Below are 22,794 nucleotides of genomic sequence, written 5' to 3' on the forward strand. Positions count from 1 at the left end.
CACGCCCGCAGAAGTCCTTGCCGCGCTACTCTCAAATCCAACAAATCAAATCGGTGTTGCAGACACCGCTTGAACTCGCCGGTCGCGAGACAGGAAGGGTTACGAGACACCTGGAGTGGGCGCTGCGAGGCTTAGGCGCTTTTCGGCAGGCCTTCGCTCATGCGCGCAGCGTTCAGCGGTGCGTCCGTCGGAACCTTGATCGTCAGGCTTCTATGGTTGCGCGCAGCGAGCTAAGCCACTGATCTTCGAGCGCATGCTCGGAAACAGTCGAGGGCCACGTGTCCAAGCCATCGCCGCTCCACCGAGGGACTACATGTAGGTGCAGATGTGGCACAGATTGATCCGAACCATCACCACTAGCGTTAAGAAGATTCACGCCTTGAGCTCCGATGGAGACTGCCATCGCTTGGGCGACCTCTTGAGCTAACAGGACGACGGCCTGGAGTGCTTGGGATGAAGCGTCCTGGATACCGACTACATGCTCGTCGGGAATGACGAGCACATGCGCCTTGGCGAGGCGCCCATCCGCCAAGGGGAGAAAAGCTGAGGCTCCGGGGCGTCGCGCCACCCACGTTACTTCTCTCTGACCGCTCAACAGCTCACAAAAAACGCACGCATCCGGATCCATCCGCCAACTCTTCCATAGTCGTGAAGCGCCACTTGAAAGCAGCTAGCGCCAGTTGAAGAGCAGCAAGACGTCAATCAGTAATCCAGTGTCTCTCAACTCTACGGATACGAGACGTCTCACCACGGATTCACCCGTTGGAGGGTAATTCCGGAGATCACCCGGTGCGATCGAGTCTTAAACGATGTGTCACAACCTCTTGGTCGTATCGGAGTGCAAGCTCTTAGTTGTGAGACGCCAGAGAGCGCGGTTTGAAGCTGCTATTCGTGCGCTCTTGCGATGATTGTCGGTCGGGATGTAGCGAGGGGCATCAGGTTCTCATTTACCCCTGCGAGCGTGTGCGCCACGAAGGTCGCGCGTAGCGTGCGAGAGGCGAGGCATCTCGAATCGTGTGACCGTGGTGTCCCGGGGAGACTGTTCGCATTCGTCGCGCATAGAGCGGCTATGAACAAGATCATGGCGCTGCTGTTTCACGATGGATTCACTGACGAGGAGAGGGAGGATCGCTCACGGGTGTGGAACGTTGATGTGCACGCCCGTTCGCGTGTGCAGTTCGCGTACACGGCGGATTACTCGGGGATCCTTGCGATTCGCCACCTGTCGGCGACTGCTGATGAGGATGATTCGGAGGCGCTCGAGGGGTGCTTTAGCGTTTCCCCCAGGGAGGGCATGGGCGGCGTTTTGACGTCTGTCCTGTCGCTGCCTGCCGGATCGGCGGGTTTACGGCGGGTGCGGTATATGTCAGGGGAGTGCTGGCGGCGGATGTGGTTTTGTCTGAAGGAGAGTGGGAGCGTGCGCTGGTGCGGTGGAGCGACGGGGGAGTGTTCCTGCCGTAGCGCGAATCGCCCCTCACTCGGGGAGGAAGGCCGCAGCCAGCGGCCTCGGTCTCCGGACCGCCCGACGTAGGTGGTTGTGCTAATTGTTCCTGTCGGCGGCGGGTTGATGTTCGTATCATCAGGTATGGGTACTTCGGTTTCTTTTCAGCCCGAGCGCAGTGGCCTTGACGGCTTCGTCCGTGCTCTTCGCGAGCGTGGAGTTCCCGAAGAGCACGTCGCTACTGTGCTCGACGTGCTGGCGGAAATGGAATCGGCGGAGACACCGACGGACGCCGAGCTGGCGTTCCTTCGGACGGCCGGCATCCCCGCCGAAGTGTTCTTGGCTGAGGCCGCGCAGCAGAACGCCCTATATCTGCTGTACTCAGAGACCTTCCTCGCTGAAGAAACAGCGCAAACACTGAGATCGACGAAAGATGTTGCCGACATACTTGGCGTCACTCCGGCAGAGGTGCGTGAACTCGCCGACAAGGGGGACATCATGGCTGCCGGTGAGGTCGATGGGCAAGCAGGTTATCCGCGCTGGCAGTTCACTAAGGCGGGCACGGTCGTGCCGGGCTTGCGTGAGATCCTCCCTGCGTTTCCGCGCGACTATCTCCCGCTCGATATTCAGCTGGTGATGACAACTGCGGACCCTAAGCTAGGGGACCGGTCGCCGAAGGAGCGGCTCGAGGCTGGCATGGATCGACACACTATCGTTCACTTGGTGGCCGATCTCTCGTACATGTAGACCCGCGCGTGTGGACTGATAGCCCGATTGGTGGAGCGATGGCAGATCCTTCCCTGGCTGAGGTCGCCGCCGAGCTTTACACGCTTCCCCCTTCCGAGTTCGTCGCCGAGCGAAACGCGCGCGCGAAACAGTCCTCGGATCGGGAGCTAGCCGAGCAGATTCGGTCGCTGCGGAAGCCGTCGATTACCGCAGCGGTCGTGAACCTGTTCGCTCAGGAGCGTGCTGACCGGCTCGGACAGGTGCTTCAGTTGGCCGCGGACCTCCGCGACGCGCAGGAGGGCCTCGATGCACCGACGCTCTCAAAGCTCGGGAGTGAACGGCGCACGCTGACCCGTCAGCTCGCGCAGGAAGCAGTTGCGCTGTCGACGGCCCAGGGGTGGCGGGTCGCGGACGCCACGGTGCAGAGCGTTGAACAGACGATTACAGCGGCGTTCTTCGACCCGGATGCCGCGGCCGCTGTCGCCTCGGGAAGGCTCCTTCGCGAACTGGAACCATCAAGCGATTCCCTGATCGACTTCGACACGGTCCTCGGCGGCGGGGCACCGGAGCGCAAGGCAGTGCCCGTCAAGGCTCCTGCCGATCAGGTGCGCGTACGTCGGGAGCAGCGCGAAGCGGAAAAGGTCCTTCAAGCGGCCGAGCGAGAACTCAATCGTGCGAAGCGCGAGCAGGCAAAGGCGAACAAAGCGCTAGAAGCCGCAGACGCTGACCTTCGTCGGCTGGCCGCGAACCTCGAGGAGCTTGAAGCCGAGCTCGAACAGGCGAGAAGCGACGAAGACAATGCGCGATCAGCCGCGGAAGAGACGGCTGGCCGCGCTGCAGAAGCAGATGACCTTGTGCGCGACGCCGAATCGACAGTGAATGACGCGCGCTCGGCGCTTTGAGCCAACGACAATCCTGAGTCACGATTCGGACTCAGATGTCTGAGTGCTTCTAGCGAGCGGTTCACGAAGTGGTTCGGGAAAATAGGAATGCGGCCAAACCCGAGCGTGCGACAACCCAAGTGCGCCCCACCTTGGTTCCAGCAAGGCTATCCCGACGACAGAGTACGTTTATGTGGTCTTCTGTGAACCCGAGGACGTCAGCTGCTTCGTTTACTGTGACGAGATCAGGAAGGTGAGCGACCATTTCGGACTCGCGCGCGGTGAACAGTGCCCGTTTATCGACGAGCGAGACAAGGGCAAGTTCGTTCGCCTGGCTCTCGAGATAGGCGCGCACGTCCGCGCCCGTGTACGACCATTGCTTGCCCGTCTTTGTAGCGGGAAGCGCCTTTTGGCGGGTCAGATCGCCGATGAAACGTCGATCTACCCGAAGGTAGGTTGCCAACGAGTCCTGCACGAACGTGTCGGCCATCGAAGCGCAGGACGTAACAAGAAGGTTGTTCATGTTCCTTCCATGCGCGGTGCGCACAGCAATCGGCGCCATCGACCGATTGATGGTCATACGTGGCTGACGAGGCGCCCGCGCGAACTCCGCGGCTGTCACTGGGGGTTCGCCGAATGTATGGAGAAGCGCATTAACGGGATCGATGACGTTGGCCGCGTGCACTTGGCGCAGTATGTCGCGGAATGAGGTGCCCGTCTGCAGGCAGGAGAGAACCGTTTCGCTGCGGGCTGCGCCGAGCGTTGCAAGGACTCGTCCGTACGCTTCCGCTTGCTTCCGCGCGCGAAATGAACGGCTCGGGGATGCTGGCCCGAAGCCGTCTGGATACCCGTATCGAACTTCCCAGGAGCCGAAGGACTTCTTGAGACGGAAGCGAATATTCGATTTCGTCAGGTCATTGATGGGCATGGGCGCCTCGCGATGGGTTCGGTTGTTGCCACTGGGCTCAGGTGCAATCGGAACCTCTATGCGCGGACGCACGAACTCTTGGGAGGTTCGATCAAGAGCCCTCTGATCGTTTGTGTGATCTGCGGCTGTCCATGGCGGTGCGAGCGTAGATTCTGCGGTGCTGACTCTCATATCAACGATGTACGCGGCGCCGGCACAGACTTCTCGAAGGGCTATCCCGAGTCGCACCAAGATAGGCGAAGGGTTGAGTTCCTCAACTCATAGGAGGAGTGCACGGCGATTCGTGCATCACGGCCTTCCCGCCGGCTATGTGCCTGGAGCCGGAGGGGGAGCAGGGTCGACCATGTTTCGCGCTGATGCAGGCCACTAGTCACCGGAGTTTTGTGTTTTCGCGCTGAACGTGTCAGCCAACACGGAAACCAACACGCGTCCCACCACTTGTCGTGAATCGTAATCAGGACCGTTGATTCGTTACGAGTCAACGGCCCTGATTACGATTCAAGTGCCGGCGGTGGGAGTCGAACCCACACGTCCTTTCGAACAAAGCATTTTGAGTGCTCCGCGTCTACCATTCCGCCACGCCGGCAAGCGTGTTGCGTCTACGACTTTAGCGCAGAGTGAGGGGTGGTCATGCGTGTGCGGCGGGTTCCTGGGACTGCGCCGCAGCCACGGCCCACTAGAATAGAACTGTGACCGAGCAAGAACTGTCTGAGCAGCCCACGGCATCCGCCCCGCGACGCGTTGTCGTCGCCGAAGACGAATCGCTGATCCGACTCGACATCGTCGAGATCCTCCGCGACAACGGCTTCGATGTCGTCGGCGAAGCTGGTGACGGTGAAACGGCGGTTGCCCTCGCAACCGAACTGCGCCCCGATCTGGTGATCATGGACGTCAAGATGCCACTGCTCGACGGCATCAGTGCCGCAGAGCGACTGCACAAGGCGAACATCGCTCCGGTCGTGCTGCTCACCGCATTCAGCCAGAAAGAACTTGTCGAGCGCGCGAGCGAGGCAGGTGCGCTGGCGTACGTCGTCAAGCCGTTCACGCCGAACGATCTACTTCCTGCGATCGAAATCGCGTTGGCCCGCCACGAGCAGATCATCACGCTCGAGGCAGAGGTCGCCGACATGGTCGAGCGCTTCGAGACCCGCAAGCTCGTTGACCGGGCCAAGGGCCTGCTCAACGAGAAGATGGGCCTCAGCGAGCCGGAGGCGTTCCGCTGGATCCAGAAGGCGTCCATGGATCGCCGCCTGACAATGCAGGATGTCGCCAAGGCGATCATCGAGCAGCTCGCGCCCAAGAAGTAGTGCTCGACCTCGGCGACGGCATCCGTCTTCGAGCCATCGAAGCAGGTGATGGCGCAGCCTTGGCTGCGGCATACGATGCGAATCGCGAGCACCTCGCACGTTGGGATCCACTGCGGGATGATTCCTTTTACACCGCGGAGCGACAGGAAGAGATCCTTGCTGACGCGCTCCGCGATGTCGCAGACAGACGCGCGGCCCGTTTCGTCTTAAGCGCAACCGATGGCCGTGTGATGGGTGTCACAAACGTCGCCAACGTCGTCCGCGGCGCGTTCGAGAGTGCCGATCTCGGCTACTGGATCGATGCATCGCTCGCCGGCCGCGGCATCATGAGCAGAGTCGTTGAGGGCGTCATCGCGCATGTGCGCGATGAACTAGGACTCCACCGGCTGCAGGCCAGCACCCTCATCGACAACGCGGCGTCGCAGAGGGTTCTTCTGCGCAACGGTTTCGAGCAGATCGGCATGGCACCGAAGTATCTTCGGATCGCGGGGGAGTGGCAGGACCACCTGCTGTTCCAGCGCATCCTCGTGGACTAGTCAGCTCTCCTCGCCAGATCGCGTCTCGATCAGGAGGGAAGATCCTTGATCATGTTCGTGATGCGGATCGTCGAACAGCGACGGCCTTGATCGTCGAACACGACGATCTCGTGCACTGCGACGCTGCGACCCAGGTGAATCGGCGTGCAGACGCCCGTGACGAGTCCTGAGGTCGCGGAACGCGTGTGCGTGGCGTTGATGTCGACGCCGACCGCGAGTCGACCGGCACCTGCGTGCAGATTGGCGGCCATAGATCCCAGTGATTCGCCGAGCACCACATAAGCACCGCCGTGCAGAAGCATCACCGGCTGCGTGTTGCCTTCGACGGGCATGGTTGCAACTGCGCGCTCAATAGTGAATTCCGTGAACCGGATCCCCATTTTCTCTGCCAGAGCGCCCATACCTCGCTGCATCACCCACTGCATCTCAGGGGTCTCGATGGTCTCGCTCACGTGTCCTCCTCAGCGGGTGTCCGTCGTCCTCGTTAGGCTGGCAGTGTGACGGACTCCGCAAAGCCTACCCTCATGGTCGTTGACGGCCACTCGCTCGCTTACCGTGCTTTCTTCGCACTGCCGGTCGAGAACTTCACCACGAAGGACAATCAGCACACGAATGCCATTTATGGCTTTCTGTCGATGCTCGTGAACCTGATCAAGGCCGAGCGTCCGACTCACATGGCGATCGCATTCGACACGTCACGGCACTCGTTCCGCACCGATGAGTATCCCGAGTACAAGGCGACTCGCTCCGAGTCACCTCAGGAGTTCCGTGGGCAGGTTCCGATCCTGCAGGATGTCCTGGCCGCAATGTCGATCCCGGTTCTGACCAAAGAAGGCATCGAGGCAGACGACATTCTCGCCACGCTTTCCGTGCAGGGCGCTGAGCAGGGCTATGAGGTTCTCGTCGTTTCTGGCGACCGTGACACGATCCAGCTCGTCAACGACAAGGTCACCCTTCTCTACCCGTCGGTGCAGGGCGTCTCGCAGCTCAAGCGCTACGACCCCGCGACGGTTCAAGAACGTTACGGCGTTCGCCCCGAGCAATACCCCGATATCGCTGCGCTCGTAGGCGAGACCAGCGACAATCTCCCTGGAGTACCGAAAGTCGGAGAAAAGACAGCCGTCAAGTGGCTCACACAGTTCGGCAGCCTCGATGAGCTGCTGGATCGCGCCGAAGAGATCAAGGGCGTCGTCGGCGGCAACCTCCGCGAGCACATGGATGACGTGCGCCGAAATCGCAAGCTCAACCGCCTGCTCACCGACGTCGAACTCCCGCTCGCACCTGCCGACCTCGCGGTCGCGCCGATCGATGCGCAGGCAGTCCGCGACATCTTCGCGCGACTGGAGTTCCGCACCCTGCTGCCTCGCGTGTTCGACGCAGTCGGTGCCGGTGACGAGGCTGTCCACGACGAGCCGGCCGTTGAGATGCCGTCGCCTGTCGAATCGAACGCGACCGGCCTGGCTCAGTGGCTCGCCGCGCAGAGCGACGAGTTGGGCCTCACCCTTGTCACGAGCGGCGGTGTGATTTCGCGAATCGGCGTCGCGAGCCTGACGGAGCTTCACGAGAGCGACTGGAGCGAAGGCGCTGCCGACGCGCTACGTTCGTGGCTCGAATCCGACAGCTTGAAGGTGCTCAACGACGCGAAGCCGCAGGTGAAGGCGCTGCTGCGTGTTGGCATCCAACTCGGCGGTCTGAGCTACGACACGCTTCTCGCCGGATGGCTGCTGCGTCCGAGCTTCCCCGACAAGACCCTCGCGCATCTCGTTGGCCGCTACCTCGATGAGAAGCTCCCCGAAGCTGACCCTTCGCAGCTGGTACCAGAGACAGACGGCGCAACACCTTCGCAGGAAGCATGGTTCACGCTGCGTGCCGCCGCTGCGCTGCGGGACGATCTGCCAGAACCTGTGGCGACCGTGCTCACCGACATCGAGTTGCCGACGCTCCTTGCCCTCGCGGTCATGGAAGAGTCAGGCGTCGCCGTCTCGCATGAAGTGCTCTCGACGTTCTCGGGCGAACTCGCCAGCCGCACTGAAGGTCTCGCGACCGAAGCGTTCGCGCTCGTCGGCCGCGAGTTCAACCTTGGCTCGCCGAAGCAGTTGCAAGAGGTGCTATTCGAAGACCTGCAGCTGCCCAAGACTCGTAAGACCAAGACCGGCTACTCGACGGATGCCGCCGTGCTTGCTGATCTGCAGGAAACGAACCCGCATCCTTTCCTCAATCTGTTGCTGCAGCACCGCGAAGCGACCAAGCTGCGACAGATCATCGAGTCGCTCGACACCGCGATCCGCGATGACCACCGGGTCCACACGACGTATGTCCAGACGGGCAGCCAGACCGGGCGTCTTTCCAGCACCGACCCGAACCTGCAGAACATTCCCGTTCGTACTGAAGAGTCCCGTCGTATCCGCAGCGCGTTCCAAGTGGGCGAAGGTTACGAGACGCTGCTCACCGCCGACTACTCGCAGATCGAGATGCGCATCATGGCGCACCTTTCCGGTGATGAGGGCTTGATCGAAGCCTTCAACTCCGGCGAAGATCTGCACCGGTTCGTCGGCGCGAAGGTGTTCGGCGTTGAGCCGGCCGAGGTCACCTCCGCGATGCGCACCAAGGTCAAGGCGATGTCTTATGGGCTGGTATATGGTCTGAGCGCCTTCGGACTTTCGAAGCAGCTGCGCATCGAACAGTCCGAGGCCAAGAGGCTGATGCTGGAGTACTTCGCCCGTTTCGGCGCTGTGCGCGACTATCTGCGTGCATCTGTCGTGAAGGCGAAAGAAGACGGCTACACCGAGACGATCTTCGGCCGACGGCGCCCGTTCCCCGACCTCAACAGCCCGAACCGCGTTCTGCGCGAGAACGCCGAACGCGCCGCGCTGAACGCGCCTATCCAGGGCAGCGCCGCTGACATCATGAAGATCGCGCTGAACCACATCCACGGCGATCTGCGGGAAGCAGATCTGCGCTCCCGTGTGCTGCTTCAGATCCACGATGAGCTCGTTGTCGAAGTCGCACCTGGGGAGTGGGATCAGGCCGAGAAGATCGTCCGCACCCGTATGGCGGATGCCGCCGAGCTATCGGTGCCGCTTGACGTGGAAGTCGGCCGCGGACGTGATTGGAACGAGGCGGCACACTAAGCGCTCGGATGCACGTGCGGCGCTACGCTGAGGGGATGACGACTACCCCTCGCACCCCCACCGCGATCGACAAGGTCGCAGAAGAGTGGGTCGACACGCTCTCTGTTCTAGCGCCCACGCTCGGCACGTACATTGGCCGCAATGAGGCGAACGATCGCTATGGCGATCTCAGCCCGGACGGACAGCAGCAGTACGCCGCCGAAGTGCAGAAGACACTCAACGCGCTCCAGGCCACGGCACCCGTCGACGCCGTAGACGACGTCACCAAGGCCGATCTGGGCAGCGAACTGAAGCTCGCGCTGGAGTACCAGGAGGCGCGGTGGCATCTGCGCGACATCAACGTCATCGAATCTGCCGTGCAAGACATCCGGCAGGTATACGACCTCATGCCGACGTCGACGGTTGACGACTGGTCAGTGATCGCTAAGCGCCTCTCCGCCGTCCCCGATGCGCTGCGTGGCTACACCGCGACGTTGAGGGAAGGCATCAGTCAGGGCGTTGTGCCCGCGCGGCGCCAGGTCGCTGAGGTCGCCGACCAGATCGTCCGGTACACCGCGGACGACGGATTCTTTGCCTCTTTCGTCGCTGGAGCGGCACTCGACGAGGGCGAGCTTCCGGCATCCCTCGCACGTGACCTGGCCAACAACTCGAACGCTGCCAGGGTCGCCTATGACGAGCTGCGCAATTTCCTCACCGGAACGCTCGCACCGGCAGCATCCGATGTCGACGCCGTCGGCCGTGACCTCTACGCCCTGAACTCCCGACGGTTCCTCGGTGCTGAGATCGACCTCGATGAGACGTACGAATGGGGTCGCGAGGAACTCGCGCGCATGGTCGCTGAGCAGACCGCGATCGCGAATGAGATCCTTCCCGGCTCGACCGTCGAAGAGGCCGTCGCGCACCTCGAGGCAGACCCTTCACGCAAGTTGCACGGCACCGCAGAACTGCAGCGCTGGATGCAGGAGACCAGCGACCGTGCGGTTGCTGAACTCGGCGCCACGCACTTCGACATTCCCGAGCAGATTCGCACGCTGGAATGCATGATCGCCCCCACGCAAGAGGGCGGCATCTACTACACCGGCCCGACCGACGACTTCTCACGTCCTGGACGTATGTGGTGGTCGGTGCCAGAGGGTGTCACAGAGTTCGACACCTGGCGCGAGCTCACCACGGTCTACCACGAGGGCATTCCCGGTCATCACTTGCAGATCGGTCAGGCGGTGTACAACCGTGCCGAGCTGAACTCCTGGCGCCGTCTGCTCGCTGGCACCTCCGGTCACGCTGAGGGCTGGGCCCTCTATGCCGAGCGTCTCATGCAGCAGCTCGGCTACCTCGATGACCCGGCCGACCGCCTCGGCATGCTCGACGGCCAGCGCATGCGCGCCGCACGAGTGGTTCTCGACATCGGCGTGCACCTCGGAAAGCCACGCCTCGACGGCACCGGCGTCTGGGACGCCGACTATGCGCTCGACTTCATGCGTCAAAACGTCAACATGTCGGATGAGTTCGTCCAGTTCGAGGTCAACCGCTATCTCGGCTGGCCAGGTCAGGCTCCGTCCTACAAGGTCGGTCAACGCATCTGGGAACGAGTCCGCGACGACTACCAGTTGCAGCAGGGCGACGCCTTCGACATCAAACAATTCCACAAGCGCGCGCTCGATCTCGGCGGCGTCGGACTCGACACGCTGCGCACAGCACTCCTGACGAAGTAGGACACATGGATATCGAGTTCGGACTCGACACCTTCGGCGACATCACGAAGGATGTCGCGGGCAATCTGATGCCTGCATCCCAGACAATTCGCCACATCGTCGAACAGGCAGAGCTGGCAGACTCCGTCGGGATCGACTTCTTCGGGGTCGGGGAACATCACCGTGTCGAATTCGCGGTGTCCGCGCCCGAGATGGTGCTGGCAGCGATCGCGTCACGCACCAACCGCATCCGGCTCGGTACCGCCGTCACAGTGCTCTCGTCTGATGATCCAGTGCGGGTGTACGAGCGCTTCGCGACGTTGGATGCTGTTTCCAACGGCCGTGCCGAGGTCGTGTTGGGTCGCGGCTCTTTCACCGAGTCGTTCCCGTTGTTCGGCTACGATCTGCGTGATTATGAAGCGCTTTTCGAGGAGAAGCTGGAGCTGTTCGTCGAGTTGCTCAAGGAAAAGCCAGTCACGTGGTCAGGCACGATGCGGCCAGCACTGGAGAATGCCGAGGTGTTCCCGAAGACCGAGAACGGGCTGCGCACCTGGGTTGGCGTCGGCGGAAGCCCAGAATCAGTGGTGCGGGTCGCACGGCACGGACTCGGACTCATGCTCGCAATCATCGGCGGACCCGCTGTACGGTTCAAGCCTTTCGTAGAGCTCTATCACCGCTCGATCGCCACGTTCGGGACGCCGGAGCATCCGATCGCCGTGCACTCACCCGGCCATATTGCCTCCACCGATGAGGAAGCCTGGGATGCCGCATACTCGGGGTTCGAAGCGATGAACAACACAATCGGGAAAGAGCGTGGCTGGCCTGTGTACAGTCGTGCGCGATTCCAGAATGATGTCGGACCAGCGGGCGCAATCTACTCCGGCTCTCCAGAGCGTGTGGCGCAGAAGATCGCTGAGACCGTACGCACTCTGGGTATCGGCCGGTTCGATCTGAAGTACGCAACCGGAACGCTGGGGCATGAGCAGATGATGCGCAGCATCGAGCTGTATGGCACTGAGGTGATTCCGCGCGTGAGGGAGCTGCTCTCATGACGAACACGGTGCCGAGCAGGTCATCTCTAGCCGCACGCCTCGATGATCTGCCCTTCACACGCCGACACGCGCGCGTGCTCACCGGCTCCGGTCTGGGCTGGGCCCTAGACGCGATGGATGTCGGGCTCATCTCCTTCATCCTGGCGGCGCTGGCTCAACAGTGGGATCTGACCAAGGCAGAGAGCGGATGGATCGCCTCAGTCGGCTTCATCGGAATGGCGCTCGGTGCAAGCCTCGGCGGACTGCTCGCAGACCGTTTTGGTAGGCGGCAAGTGTTCGCGGTGACTCTGTTGATCTACGGGCTCGCCACGGGTGCGAGCGCGCTGGCCGGGGGTGTCGCGATCCTGCTGGTGCTGCGGTTCTTTGTCGGTCTCGGACTGGGGGCAGAGCTTCCGGTCGCGTCGACGTATGTCAGCGAGTTTGCGCCGGCACGCATCCGCGGTCGCCTCATTGTCATCCTCGAAGCCTTCTGGGCCGTCGGCTGGACAGCGGCGGCGCTCATCGGCTACTTCGTGATCCCGGCATCCGACGATGGTTGGCGGTGGGCATTCGCTCTCGGCGCGGTACCAGCGGTGTACGCACTCATCGTACGTTGGGGGCTGCCCGAGTCACCTCGTTGGCTCGCCTCTCGCGGGCGCATTGCGGAAGCCGAACGAATTGTCGCGAGCTTTGAAGCGGATGCGGGGATTGTCAGCGGTGACGCGATCCGGAAAGAGCCAGCCTCTCGAGCGATCGCGGTCACCACGGCGGCACGCCTGCGCGCGCTGTGGTCAACCGAGTTTCGGGTGCGTACCCTGTGCATCTGGCTGGTCTGGTTCTGCGTGAACTTCGCCTACTACGGAGCATTCATCTGGATACCGAGCATTCTGGTCGATGCCGGGTACGATCTGGTGCGTTCGTTCGGCTTCACACTGGTGATCACCCTCGCCCAGCTTCCCGGCTATGCCGTTGCCGCCTGGCTGATCGAAGTTTGGGGAAGACGGCTGACTCTCTCGGTCTTCCTGGTGGGTTCGGCAGTATCCGCGGTGCTGTTCGGCACTGCCAGCGGCGATGCTGCGATCATCGGTTCCGGTATGGCGCTGTCGTTCTTCAACCTCGGCGCGTGGGGCGCGCTATACGCGGTAACACCCGAGATTTACCCCACATCGTTGCGCGCGACCGGCTCTGGATGGGCCGCCGGTGTCGGCCGAATCGCGTCGATCATCGCTCCGCTGTTGGTTCCGGTGCTGCTCGCAGCAGGGGGAGCGCCCCTGCTGTTCGTCATATTCGCGGTCTTCTTTGTTATTGCGGCTGCTGCTGCCTGGGGTCTCGTGGATAGACGTGGTCAGGCACTCGATGACCGATGAGCTTCTGCGCCCAGGGCGGGCATAGGCTGGGGCAGTGACAGGTGTGAGATTCGTGGCGATCGGAGACTCGTTCACTGAGGGCGTCGGCGATGAGTTGCCCGACGGTCGAGTGCGTGGGTGGGCCGACATTGCTGCACAGGGATGGGCGAATGCTGCCGGGCATCCGATCCAGTACGCGAACTTCGCGATTCGCGGAAAGTTGGCATGGCCCATCATTCAGGAACAGCTCGAGCCCGCGCTCGCCCTGAATCCGACGCACCTTTCGTTCAACGGGGGTGGCAACGACATGCTGCGCCCGCGGACCGATATGGAGCACATTGCGGATACGTTTTCGCGTGTGCTGAGACGGTGCGATGAGCAGGGCGTCACACTCATCATGCTGTCGGGTGCGAATCCGGCCGGGCAGCTGCCGATGGGATCGCTCATTCAGCGCCGGGGCGACGAACTGTCGGCTGCGGTGTTGCTGCGAGTCGTGAATCGTCCCGATGTCATTCGCGCGCTCAATTGGCCCGACCGCGAGTTGTCGTCGCGGGAGTACTGGTCAGAGGACCGGCTGCACATGAACACCGCCGGACACCACCGGGTCGCCGCTCGCGTGCTGCACGGTCTGGGCTATGAGCCGCCATCGGAATGGTGGGCTCCTCAACACACCGCGATCGGCGGACCGTCGGGAATGGCTTATTATCGCCAGCACGTCGGGCCATGGGTCAAGCGTCGCCTGACTCGCACTTCATCCGGTGACGGCCTCACGGCCAAGTATCCGATCTGGACAGAGCGAGTGCCTCAGTGAGCCGCCTGAGGGGGCGCCGCATTCCACGGCGTTCCGTGCAGCTGATGGTTGGGCTGTTTCTCTACGGCATGGGTATCGCGTTCATGGTGCGCGGCGAGATCGGGGCTGCTCCGTGGGATGTGCTGTCGCAGGGCATCGCTCGCCACGTGCCGCTGAGTTTCGGTGTCATCACCATCCTGATCAGCATCGTCGTGCTCTTGCTCTGGCTACCTCTACGCCAGAGATTCGGGGTCGGTACGTTGCTGAACGCGCTACTCGTGGGGCCCTCCGCAGACATCGGTCTCTTCCTGATTCCAGTAGGACAGCCGCTGTGGTTGCGCGTCGGGTTCTTCGTGATCGGGCTGCTGGTACTCGCTGTCGCAACCGGACTTTACATCGGCGCGCACTTCGGTCCTGGTCCTCGTGACGGGCTGATGACCGGACTACACGCCCGCACGGGCTGGCCCATCTGGATGGTTCGGACCGGCCTCGAGATCATCGTCGTGGTCATCGGCTGGGCGCTTGGCGGAAACGTGGGCATCGGTACGCTCGCGTTCGCGCTGCTCGTTGGGCCGCTGTGCCAGTACTTCATGCGGATCTTCGCCGTGCGGATCGAGGAGCGTCCGCAGGAGGATGTCTCAGCGTGAACGATTTCGAGATGTCCCGCATCCCTGCTGGTTCCGTCACGCTGCACGATGCACGGCGGAAGACGCAGCGGACGGTGACGCTGGAGTCCTTCGAGATCGGTTCGTTCGCCGTCACAGAAGAGCAGATGGCCGAGGTCTTGGGCATCGCCTCTCGGCATCCTCGCCGTCCGGCGATTGACCTGAGCTGGCTACGTGCAGTGCGGTTCTGCAACGCGGCATCCGAATGGGAGGGTCTGGACCCCGCCTACACATTCGACGGTGAAGTCGTCACCTGGCACGTCGACAGCGACGGCTACCGCCTTCCCACCGAAGCTGAGTGGGAGTACGCCTGCCGCGCTGGTTCGACCACGCCACACTATGGCCTGCTCACCGATATCGCCTGGACTGCGGCAGACGGCGTGCGCACACCGCAGAATGTGGGCGGCAAACTTCCGAACCTGAACGGCATGTTCGACACCCTCGGCAATGTCTGGGAGTGGTGCTGGGATCTGCTGGATCCTGCGCGATATGACGAGTATCGCGTGTTCCGTGGCGGCGGATACGCGGATGACGCGTGGAATGTGCGCGCATCGGTCAGACGCGGGGGAGCGCCACGCATGCACCACGAGGATGTGGGGCTACGGCTCGCCCGTGGTGGGTTCGATGCAGTGGATGCCGCACAGGGCTGGTCGGCTGCAACGGACTTTGAACGAGCAACCGTGGAAGGGGCGCTGCCGTCAGGGTGGACACCTCGCGGACGCTGAATGTCAACCCGTTGTCCAGATTCTTTCGTCCTGTCATGCTCGGATGATCATCGGGCAACGCCCGCTGGAAGGTGTCGATGATCGGCACCGGGAGGGATTGCTATGAGTATTGGTACCGGAATAGTCCTGTTTGTCCTCGGCGCCATCCTCGCCTTCGCAGTGAATGTGGAAGTCGACTGGGTGAATCTTGATCTCGTCGGCTATATTCTCATGGGGGCAGGGGCACTCGTCTTCGTGATCGGTCTGATCTTGCTGGCGCGCCGTCGGAAGACGAATACCGTCACACACACGTCGATCGATCCGAACTCAGGGCAGCAGACGACGCGGGGAACGACATCTTCGACGGACGACACCGCAGGGCTCTGAGCGCGCGGGGTCAGAGCATCGAGCGTCTGAGTTCGTTCAACGCGTCTTCGACGATATCCGCGATCAGCGCGGGGCCAGAGATATACGGCGAGTGATCAGTCGCGATCTCAAGGCTTCGAGTACAGCGACGTGCCATCTCGCGCTGAATCGCGGGATCAACTGCCCGATCCATGCCGCAAACGACATACATGCTGGGAGTACGTCGCCAGGCGAATCTCTGTGGAATGCCGCGACCGTGGCCGGAGGCCTGGCGGACTAGAAGCTCGCCAGCCCACGCGGCGGTATCCGCATCGCTGTGAGAGTAGAGGGCGTCTCGCGCGGCTTCAGGCGACATGAATGTGCCACCTCTGGATGCCGCTGCATCGTGTCATTGATCAGCGCTCCGCCGATCGATGCGCAGCTTTCGCCTTCGTCGGGAACGTACGCGGCAAGGTAGATCAGCGCACTGATGCCGGTGAGTCCGGTGATGACGGATCCGCCGTAGCTGTGCCCGAGAACGAGTGGTGACGTGGCGCATTCATCGACGATGTGTTGCACGTGGGCAGTGTCGGCGGCCAGGGAACCACGGTGCAGATCAGGGGCTCGCACGTCATGCCCGCGCGAGCGAAGCACCTCGGCGAGCATCGCCATGTGTTCACCCTGATGCCAGAGACCGTGCACCAGGACGATGTCACTCATCGCTTTCGCCGCTCGGGGTCAAGGCCGATGCGGATGCGGGTGCGCTTTCGTTCAATGATGATGAATGTGGTGCCGATCAACCACAGCGGCACCTGCATCGAGAAGGCGACCCGGAATGCGTCCATCGAGTAGGTATCCGGCGTACCGGCTCCCTGAAGATCGAGCATGAGGCCGATGAGGAAGATCGCGATGAGGGCTGCGATGAACCCGCCGGCATTCGTTACGCCGGTCGCTGTGCTCAGCCGGTGCGATGGGTTGTGGGTGCGTGCATGGTCGAACGCGATCATCGAAGCCGGGCCTCCCGTCGCGAGGGCGATTGCAAGCATATAGAGAAGCCATGTCGGCGCGGGGCCGGGGAGCGCAAGGATGATTAGCCAGGCGATGAACTGGATGGCGATTGCGGGGAGTACGAGCGCAACCGTGCGCTGATTCGGGTTGCGTTGCGACAACGTTCCGATGATCGGCCCAAGAATCATGCCCGCAACGACATATACAGAGACGAGTGTCGCAGCATGCGCGGTTGACAGCCCCTGGCCGGCGGTAAGGAACGGTATGCCCCAGAGCAGCACGAACGCAGTTCCCGCGAACGGGGTGGTGAAGTGCGACCAGAACGCCAGCCGGGTGCCTGGATGGGCCCAGGCCGCGCGAATGCCGACGCCGGTATCGATCGCAGATGTGACGACACGAATCACACCGGTGTCTGTATTCACTGACACATCCGCGGTGCGCTCAGGCGGATGGTTTCGGATGATCAGGAAGACGAGAACCGCGAAAAGGATCCCGAGCCCTGCGATGCTGCCGAATGTGATCGTCCAGCTTGTCGCGTGCAATAGCGCGGCGAGCGGAATCAGTGCGATTAGCTGACCCGTCTGCCCGATGATTCCCGTGAACTGCACCATCACGGGGCCTCGTTGGGCGGGAAACCAGGTCGCCACGAGACGCAACACCGCGGGGAAGACAGCAGCATCACCTGCGCCGAGAAGAATACGGGCGAGGATTGCGACGCCAATACTGGGGGAGATCGCCATGACGAGCTGTCCTGCAGCCATCAGAACCATACCGATCGTGATGATCGGCCGCGCACCGTACTTGTCCAGGAAAACGCCGATCGGGATCTGCATTCCGCCGTAGACGGCGAGTTGGACGACGGCAAACAACGACAGCGTTGAAGCGTCTGCTTGGAAGCGCTCCGCAGCATCCACACCGACGGCGCCGAGCGAGGTGCGGTTGGTGATTGCGAGTACGTATGCGGCGACGCCGACTGACCAGATCAACCATGCCCGCCATCCCGGTGTAGAGAGGGGAGAGTGGGAAACGGAAGTCACGTCTCTACGCTACTCCTGGCCGGTGCCCCTCTCCGTCGCCCCGGGCGGGAGCCGGTCAGCGCAGGCGTCGCCCGAGGACGCAGAATGTGGGGGAATTGTTTATGTGCGCGTCGGTGACGATCTCCGCCCATCCCTGAGCTGCATAGAACTTCCGCGCGGGAAGAGCTGCCGAGTCGCATCCGAGCACTGCGGTGTCGTAGGGCAGATTTTTCAGCACAGCGTCCATGAGCGTGCGTGCCAGTCCACTGCGTCGCTGGGCGGGAGACACGGCAAGTTCGACGACCGCGAAGCACTCGTCTCGCAGCCACGTGACCCGCTCGTCGGGAGTGAGGAGTTCGACGATGTGGTCGCGCCACCAATCGCCAGCGGCAATTCCCGTACCCATTACAAGGCCAGTGAGCTCGACGCCCTCCCAGGCAAGGATGAGGCGGAAATGCGGCTTAGTCGCGCCGTAACGGTGCACGCGTTCGATGAAGCTGGTTCGGCTCGCTTCGACGTCGTCATTGTATGGAGGCTCTGTGAACGTCCGCGCGTAAAGCTGCGCAGCAGACTCGAGTTGCGCGTTGCTCCCGTCCCATCCAGCGATGCGTTGGCCCGTCATGCGAGGTCCTGGCGAACCAGCGAATGGATCACGAGGTCGGTGCGGCCCGCGTCTGTGAAGCCGGCGTTGCGCGCCGTTCCTTCGCGGGTGAAGCCTGCGCGTTCCGCGACCCGCTGCGAAGCAACGTTGTCGGGGGAGATCCGCACCTCGATGCGCTGAAACTCCAAAGCGCTGAGCAACCACGTCGCAAGGGTCCGAACGGCGGCGGTCATGACCCCTTGACCTCGATGCGCTGGCGCCGTACAATAGCTGAGCTCCAGCGTCTGTGCGCGCCAATCGACCCGTTTTGCGTCAAGGCTTCCGAGCAGGTCGTTATTGCTGCGAATAGCGACCACAAGCCCGCGACCGGATGCGCGCAACTCCTCCGATGTGTGGGTGCACCAGGCCTCCGCGATCTCCTTCGTGTAGGGATCGGGGAGTGGCAGCCACCGCCTGACCTCCGGGTCGCGGAAGCACTCGACCAGTGCATCCGCGTCCGATGAGATGAGGGAAGTCAGACCCACGCCGGGTTTCACCACGAGATCAGGGTTGCGAAAAGAGGGCACCGACACATCCTCGCGCAATGATGCTGTTCCGGAAAGCTGACTGTCGCTCCGCTCAGGCTGCGCGCGCGGTCACGAGCAGGTACTCCCAGTTCATCACTCCGTCGTTGAGATGGCGCTCTGCGAGTGCGACGAGTGCGGTATCAAGCGTTGCCAGCCGCGCCGAGTCTTCTGCGACTGACCGGTAGGCTGCGGCGGACGGACCATAGAAGTCACGGAAGAAGTCACGAAATTCCTCTGCCGTGGCGAATCGATCGACTTCCAGCTGCCGTCGCTCCAGCGCGAGGTCTGTCACTGTGTCTTTCAACAGATCCCGTACGTGTCCTTCGTCGCCCCAGAGAGGAGGCGGCTGAACTCCTGCAGGAGGAGCGGGCATGAACGGTCTCATAGTCGCGAACAGCTGACCAACGAAGCCCTCAGGCGTCCAGTTGATCAGAGCCAACCGTCCAGACGGTCGAAGCACGCGTGTCAGCTCGTTTGCCGCCAGATCATGGTGCGGAGCGAACATGACACCCACGCAGGAGAGCACGACGTCGAAAGAGTCGTCGGCATAGGGGAGCGCTTCGGCATCCGCCTCGTCGAACGTGAGATCGACGCCCTTCGCCGCAGCGTCGCGACGAGCGATCTCGAGTAGTTCAGGTGTCAGGTCGCTGGCCACGACGGATGCCCCCGTGCGCGCGGCCTGGATGGCAGCGTTGCCCGTTCCGGCGGCAACGTCGAGCACCCGGTCTCTGGACTCGATCTGCGCCGCGGCCACGAGCACGCGCCCGAGCTCTGGTATCACTTCTCTGGCCACGGCGGCATAGTCTCCGAGGGCCCAGACCGCCCTGTGCTTCGCTTTCAGGGCACGATCTGCTTCGGCCTGGGGGTTTCTCGTTGTGGTGTCCATGATGTCCTCCTTGTTGTGACTCTCCTCACGCTACGAGCGGCATTGAAACAGCTCTAGTATCGGATCTGTACCAGGTCTATCGTTTGTTTCGTGGGAGCCCCGTACTACCAGTTTTGCCCCGTCGCCAAGGCGATGGAGCTGTTGGACGAGCGCTGGACGATGCTCCTGTTGCGCGAGCTCCTGCTCGGCACGGAGCACTTCAACGATCTGCGTCGCGGGCTCCCGCGGATGTCGCCGACGCTGCTTTCACACCGGCTGGATCAGTTGCAGCGGGCCGGCCTCATCGATAGGGTCCGCCAGGGAGTCGACGTTCGCTATGTGCTGACGCAAGCAGGGTTTGAGCTGCGACCCGTCGTCGAACAGCTCTCCATGTGGGGCATCCGGTGGATCGGTGAACTCGGCGACGCCGATCTCGACCCGAAACTGCTGCTCTGGGACATGCACCGCAACATCGACCATATGACCGTGCCCGCTGCGCGCACCGTCATTGCGTTGCAGTTTCCCGACGCACACCCGGCGCAACGGCGGTGGTGGCTCGTCATCCAAGACGGCGATGCCGATGTCTGCGATGCGGACCCAGGCTATGACGTGAGCGTCGAAGTGCGATGTTCGTTGCGTGAGCTGACGCGATTCTGGCGTGGTGACATCGAATGGACGACGCTTCTGCTGACCGGTGATGCCACGACGATCGGGCCGAGCCATCTCCAACAGGCGTTGCCCTCATGGTTCACCCGACCGGCATACGCGGGTGTACCGCGTGTGTTGGCCGCGGGACCCGGGTGAGTGAGCAGTACTCACCGCGTCGCGTCGCGTCGCGTCCTAGACTGTCCGGATGCCTGACAATCCGACGGTCGCGCCGCGGGTTCGTGCTGTGGCGGTGGTGTTGGCAGGCGAGACAGCTCTGGTGATCCGACGGTTGCGTGCAGGTCAGGAGTATTGGGTGCTTCCCGGCGGCGGCGTAGAACCCGGCGAATCTGCGGAGGATGCCTGCATTCGCGAACTCGCCGAGGAGACCGGGCTGATCGGCACGATCCGCCGGCAACTTACTGTTTCGGCCGACGATGCGTACTACGACGTGGATGCCGCGGGCGCTCTGAATCTGGGCGGACCGGAATTTAACAGGCAGACCGAGGACAACCTGTATGAGCCAAAGTGGATGGCTGTCGATGAACTGCTCGGGGGAAAGCTTGTTCCGGCGGCCGCGCGCGAAGCGCTGAGTTCAGTGCTCGGCCTCCACACTCGGCGATGATCCGTGGTGGTCGCAGCAACTTGATCACCTCATGTCGGTCCCTCATGTCATGCTCGGCAGATGAGTGACATCCAGCTCCGCCGGTGGGCAGATCACGACGCTGATTTGCTCCGCCGAGGCAATACTCCAGCGATGACGTTGCATCTTGGCGGCCCTGAGACAGAAGCGCAATTGGTCTCACGTCACGAGCGCTATCTGCGTGTCTGGGAGACAGGTGAGGGGCGTGCGTTCGTGATTGTCGACGGCACGGAGTTCATGGGCGTCATCTGCTATTGGAAGATGACCTGGCGCGATCAAGATGCCTTTGAAGCAGGCTGGTTCGTTGTTCCGGAGGCACAGGGGAGGGGAGTGGCATCCGCCGCGCTCGGCCTCCTGCTCGACGATGCCCGAGCGCACCCAGAAGGTCGGCGGATGCTGACGGCATTCCCCGATGAGGGGAACGTGCCGTCGAACGCAGTCTGTCGGAAGGCGGGATTCACACTAGCGGGTCAGACAGCCGGGATGTTCCGCGGAGCTGAGCTCATGATGAACGAATGGGTCTTCGACCTAACCGCGTGAATGCAAGATGATGGCCAGCGCCCCTACGTGCTGGCCATCATCCTTCACATTTGGGGGAAGCGAGCTTTCACGCTGCGGGAAGCCAGTTCCTCGCAGCGACCACGAGTGCCGTCACCCCGAGGGTGAGCGTCGGTTCGATCACAGGAGCATAATGCGGCGAGTGATTGGAGGGGATCGTGAGCATTGCGGGATCGTCCATGCCGCCTGTCGTGAACAACGACGGGTCTGTTCCGCCAAGCAGCCAAAACGAAAGCGGTGCACCGGAACTGGATGCCAAGACGCCGACATCTTCGCTACCGGCACCGGCGCCTGGGTCGATGATGTTGTCAGCGCCGAGCCAGTCGCGGAAGGCATCGAGCGTCCTGCCCAGCGCGGTGGCGTCGTTGATCACCACGGGGAAGCGTTCGATTGGCGTGATCGTCGGGGCGGCTGGTGCGCCGGCCGTTTTCGCCTCACCATCCGCGATCCGTGCCACCGAATCGAGGATGTGCTGGCGAACCGTGGGATCGTAGCTGCGGATGTTCAGCTGCAATTCGGCTTGATTGGGGATTACGTTCGCGGCATCACCGGAGTGGAATGAGCCCACTGTGAGCACGGCGAGGTCCGTGCTCGCTAGCTCGCGTGAGACGATGGTCTGCAGTCGCAAGACCGTCGCCGAGGCCATGACGATCGGGTCGATCGAATTCTGCGGCATGGAGCCATGGGCGCCTTTGCCAACCAGCTGTACCCGCAGCGAATCAGAACCCGCATAGGCGGCGCCCGCGTGCGCGGCGATTTTCCCGGCGGGGAGAGGAGCGACATGCTGGCCGAGGATGACGTCCGGAGTGGGGAATCGGTCAAATAGTCCGTCGTCGACCATCGCCTGAGCGCCGGCGCCAAGTTCCTCCGCGGGCTGGAATACGAGCATCAACGTGCCCGACCAGCTGGAGCGGTCGCCAGCGAGCGTGGCTGCCGCACCCACCAGGCATGTCGTGTGCACATCGTGACCGCACATGTGTCCGACGCCAACGGTCTTGCCGTTATCATCCGTTGCAGTTGCAGTACTCGCGTAGGGGAGGCCGGTCTCTTCCGTGATGGGCAGCGCATCCATGTCCGCGCGTAAGAGCGCCGTAGGGCCGTCCCCGTTGCGAAGTATCGCGACCACACCGGTCTTGCCGACCCCCGTGGTTACTTCGAATCCGAGGTCCGTCAAGCGTTCGGCCACGGCCGAGGAAGTGCGCAGTTCTTGGAAGCCCAGCTCCGGGTGCGCATGAAGGTCCTTGTAGAAGGCGATGAGGCTCGGGTCGACCACGATGCCATCAGCATTCGATCTTCCAATGTGGCTGTTCATAAGATCTCCTTAATGGGTCTTGAGCGGCCAGCCAAACATCTTCCTTGGCGATGCGACA

General features: G+C 62.4%; 25 protein-coding genes and 1 tRNA gene. 15 read left to right on the plus strand and 11 right to left on the minus strand.

Features of this window, described 5'->3' with window-relative positions:
- Positions 1 to 202: 202 nt before the first annotated feature.
- The gene (locus AC1C2Q_RS00005) at positions 203 to 628 is read right to left on the minus strand and encodes an HIT family protein (protein WP_495448528.1); all 426 of its coding nucleotides are present in this window, start codon (positions 626 to 628) and stop codon (positions 203 to 205) included.
- Positions 629 to 1,585: 957 nt separating this feature from the next.
- Here AC1C2Q_RS00005 and AC1C2Q_RS00010 point away from each other — a divergent pair.
- Together AC1C2Q_RS00010 and AC1C2Q_RS00015 are read left to right on the plus strand one after the other, a co-directional pair.
- A complete protein-coding gene (locus AC1C2Q_RS00010) occupies positions 1,586 to 2,188 on the plus strand; it encodes a helix-turn-helix domain-containing protein (protein ID WP_495448529.1) in 603 nt (200 codons plus the stop codon).
- A 38-nt stretch (positions 2,189 to 2,226) separates the two neighbouring features.
- Positions 2,227 to 3,069 carry a transposase gene (locus AC1C2Q_RS00015; protein ID WP_495448530.1) on the plus strand — a complete coding sequence of 281 codons (843 nt, stop codon included), beginning with the start codon at positions 2,227 to 2,229 and terminating at the stop codon, positions 3,067 to 3,069.
- 61 nt (positions 3,070 to 3,130) lie between these two features.
- On the opposite strand, the gene AC1C2Q_RS00020 is transcribed toward AC1C2Q_RS00015, so the two are convergent.
- Both AC1C2Q_RS00020 and AC1C2Q_RS00025 read right to left on the minus strand, forming a co-directional pair.
- Positions 3,131 to 3,976 (minus strand): helix-turn-helix domain-containing protein, encoded by an 846-nt coding sequence (locus AC1C2Q_RS00020; protein WP_495448531.1) that lies wholly within the window; start codon positions 3,974 to 3,976, stop codon positions 3,131 to 3,133.
- Positions 3,977 to 4,479: 503 nt separating this feature from the next.
- Positions 4,480 to 4,562 (minus strand) — tRNA-Leu (locus AC1C2Q_RS00025).
- Between the two features lie 103 nt (positions 4,563 to 4,665).
- Between AC1C2Q_RS00025 and AC1C2Q_RS00030 the strand changes: the two genes are divergently transcribed.
- Together AC1C2Q_RS00030 and AC1C2Q_RS00035 are read left to right on the plus strand one after the other, a co-directional pair.
- Positions 4,666 to 5,283 (plus strand): ANTAR domain-containing response regulator, encoded by a 618-nt coding sequence (locus AC1C2Q_RS00030; protein ID WP_495429024.1) that lies wholly within the window; start codon positions 4,666 to 4,668, stop codon positions 5,281 to 5,283.
- The gene (locus tag AC1C2Q_RS00035) at positions 5,283 to 5,819 is read left to right on the plus strand and encodes a GNAT family N-acetyltransferase (RefSeq protein WP_495429025.1); all 537 of its coding nucleotides are present in this window, start codon (positions 5,283 to 5,285) and stop codon (positions 5,817 to 5,819) included. Before AC1C2Q_RS00030 ends, AC1C2Q_RS00035 begins: the two co-directional genes overlap by 1 nt.
- A gap of 29 nt (positions 5,820 to 5,848) precedes the next feature.
- Here the strand turns inward: AC1C2Q_RS00035 and AC1C2Q_RS00040 are convergent, their stop codons facing one another.
- Positions 5,849 to 6,244, minus strand: coding sequence for a hotdog fold thioesterase (locus AC1C2Q_RS00040; RefSeq protein ID WP_495431661.1), 396 nt, complete (start codon positions 6,242 to 6,244; stop codon positions 5,849 to 5,851).
- Positions 6,245 to 6,316: 72 nt separating this feature from the next.
- Between AC1C2Q_RS00040 and polA the strand changes: the two genes are divergently transcribed.
- From polA to AC1C2Q_RS00080, 8 genes are all read left to right on the plus strand, one after another.
- Positions 6,317 to 8,950, plus strand: a complete 2,634-nt coding sequence (gene polA / locus AC1C2Q_RS00045) for a DNA polymerase I (RefSeq protein ID WP_495448532.1) — start codon at positions 6,317 to 6,319, stop codon at positions 8,948 to 8,950.
- A gap of 35 nt (positions 8,951 to 8,985) precedes the next feature.
- Positions 8,986 to 10,662 (plus strand): DUF885 domain-containing protein, encoded by a 1,677-nt coding sequence (locus AC1C2Q_RS00050; RefSeq protein WP_495448533.1) that lies wholly within the window; start codon positions 8,986 to 8,988, stop codon positions 10,660 to 10,662.
- 5 nt (positions 10,663 to 10,667) lie between these two features.
- Positions 10,668 to 11,693 (plus strand): LLM class flavin-dependent oxidoreductase, encoded by a 1,026-nt coding sequence (locus tag AC1C2Q_RS00055; RefSeq protein WP_495429028.1) that lies wholly within the window; start codon positions 10,668 to 10,670, stop codon positions 11,691 to 11,693.
- Positions 11,690 to 13,039: an MFS transporter gene (locus tag AC1C2Q_RS00060; RefSeq protein ID WP_495448534.1), complete on the plus strand. Its 1,350-nt coding sequence runs from the start codon at positions 11,690 to 11,692 to the stop codon at positions 13,037 to 13,039. The genes AC1C2Q_RS00055 and AC1C2Q_RS00060 overlap by 4 nt, the downstream gene beginning before the upstream one ends.
- Before the next feature lie 43 nt (positions 13,040 to 13,082).
- Positions 13,083 to 13,829, plus strand: coding sequence for an SGNH/GDSL hydrolase family protein (locus AC1C2Q_RS00065; RefSeq protein ID WP_495450519.1), 747 nt, complete (start codon positions 13,083 to 13,085; stop codon positions 13,827 to 13,829).
- A gap of 44 nt (positions 13,830 to 13,873) precedes the next feature.
- A complete protein-coding gene (gene yczE / locus AC1C2Q_RS00070) occupies positions 13,874 to 14,455 on the plus strand; it encodes a membrane protein YczE (RefSeq protein ID WP_495431663.1) in 582 nt (193 codons plus the stop codon).
- An 11-nt stretch (positions 14,456 to 14,466) separates the two neighbouring features.
- Positions 14,467 to 15,198: a formylglycine-generating enzyme family protein gene (locus AC1C2Q_RS00075; RefSeq protein WP_495431664.1), complete on the plus strand. Its 732-nt coding sequence runs from the start codon at positions 14,467 to 14,469 to the stop codon at positions 15,196 to 15,198.
- Positions 15,199 to 15,300: 102 nt separating this feature from the next.
- Positions 15,301 to 15,564: a DUF6458 family protein gene (locus AC1C2Q_RS00080; RefSeq protein ID WP_495448535.1), complete on the plus strand. Its 264-nt coding sequence runs from the start codon at positions 15,301 to 15,303 to the stop codon at positions 15,562 to 15,564.
- 10 nt (positions 15,565 to 15,574) lie between these two features.
- Here the strand turns inward: AC1C2Q_RS00080 and AC1C2Q_RS00085 are convergent, their stop codons facing one another.
- Genes AC1C2Q_RS00085 through AC1C2Q_RS00110 form a run of 6 tightly spaced genes read right to left on the minus strand, consistent with a single transcriptional unit; the run spans position 15,575 to position 19,599 of the window.
- The gene (locus tag AC1C2Q_RS00085) at positions 15,575 to 15,898 is read right to left on the minus strand and encodes a hypothetical protein (protein ID WP_495448536.1); all 324 of its coding nucleotides are present in this window, start codon (positions 15,896 to 15,898) and stop codon (positions 15,575 to 15,577) included.
- A complete protein-coding gene (locus tag AC1C2Q_RS00090) occupies positions 15,820 to 16,242 on the minus strand; it encodes an alpha/beta fold hydrolase (protein ID WP_495448537.1) in 423 nt (140 codons plus the stop codon). Before AC1C2Q_RS00090 ends, AC1C2Q_RS00085 begins: the two co-directional genes overlap by 79 nt.
- Positions 16,239 to 17,567: an MFS transporter gene (locus AC1C2Q_RS00095; protein WP_495448538.1), complete on the minus strand. Its 1,329-nt coding sequence runs from the start codon at positions 17,565 to 17,567 to the stop codon at positions 16,239 to 16,241. The genes AC1C2Q_RS00090 and AC1C2Q_RS00095 overlap by 4 nt, the downstream gene beginning before the upstream one ends.
- A 55-nt stretch (positions 17,568 to 17,622) precedes the next feature.
- A complete protein-coding gene (locus AC1C2Q_RS00100; protein WP_495448539.1) occupies positions 17,623 to 18,168 on the minus strand; it encodes a GNAT family N-acetyltransferase in 546 nt (181 codons plus the stop codon).
- Positions 18,165 to 18,713 carry a GNAT family N-acetyltransferase gene (locus AC1C2Q_RS00105; protein WP_495448540.1) on the minus strand — a complete coding sequence of 183 codons (549 nt, stop codon included), beginning with the start codon at positions 18,711 to 18,713 and terminating at the stop codon, positions 18,165 to 18,167. The genes AC1C2Q_RS00100 and AC1C2Q_RS00105 overlap by 4 nt, the downstream gene beginning before the upstream one ends.
- Positions 18,714 to 18,765: 52 nt before the next feature.
- The gene (locus tag AC1C2Q_RS00110) at positions 18,766 to 19,599 is read right to left on the minus strand and encodes a class I SAM-dependent methyltransferase (RefSeq protein ID WP_495448541.1); all 834 of its coding nucleotides are present in this window, start codon (positions 19,597 to 19,599) and stop codon (positions 18,766 to 18,768) included.
- Between the two features lie 90 nt (positions 19,600 to 19,689).
- Here AC1C2Q_RS00110 and AC1C2Q_RS00115 point away from each other — a divergent pair, with 90 nt between their 5' ends.
- Genes AC1C2Q_RS00115 through AC1C2Q_RS00125 form a run of 3 tightly spaced genes read left to right on the plus strand, consistent with a single transcriptional unit; the run spans position 19,690 to position 21,406 of the window.
- Entirely contained in the window at positions 19,690 to 20,382 is a 693-nt protein-coding gene (locus AC1C2Q_RS00115) for a winged helix-turn-helix transcriptional regulator (protein ID WP_495448542.1), read from the plus strand.
- A 49-nt stretch (positions 20,383 to 20,431) separates the two neighbouring features.
- Positions 20,432 to 20,848 (plus strand): NUDIX domain-containing protein, encoded by a 417-nt coding sequence (locus AC1C2Q_RS00120; protein WP_495448543.1) that lies wholly within the window; start codon positions 20,432 to 20,434, stop codon positions 20,846 to 20,848.
- Positions 20,849 to 20,908: 60 nt separating this feature from the next.
- On the plus strand, positions 20,909 to 21,406 hold the full coding sequence (locus AC1C2Q_RS00125) for a GNAT family N-acetyltransferase (RefSeq protein ID WP_495448544.1): 498 nt from the start codon (positions 20,909 to 20,911) through the stop codon (positions 21,404 to 21,406).
- Between the two features lie 67 nt (positions 21,407 to 21,473).
- Here the strand turns inward: AC1C2Q_RS00125 and AC1C2Q_RS00130 are convergent, their stop codons facing one another.
- Positions 21,474 to 22,736 (minus strand): amidohydrolase, encoded by a 1,263-nt coding sequence (locus AC1C2Q_RS00130; protein ID WP_495448545.1) that lies wholly within the window; start codon positions 22,734 to 22,736, stop codon positions 21,474 to 21,476.
- Positions 22,737 to 22,794: the final 58 nt, after the last annotated feature.

It is taken from the genome of Microbacterium sp. Y356 (genome assembly GCF_059445355.1).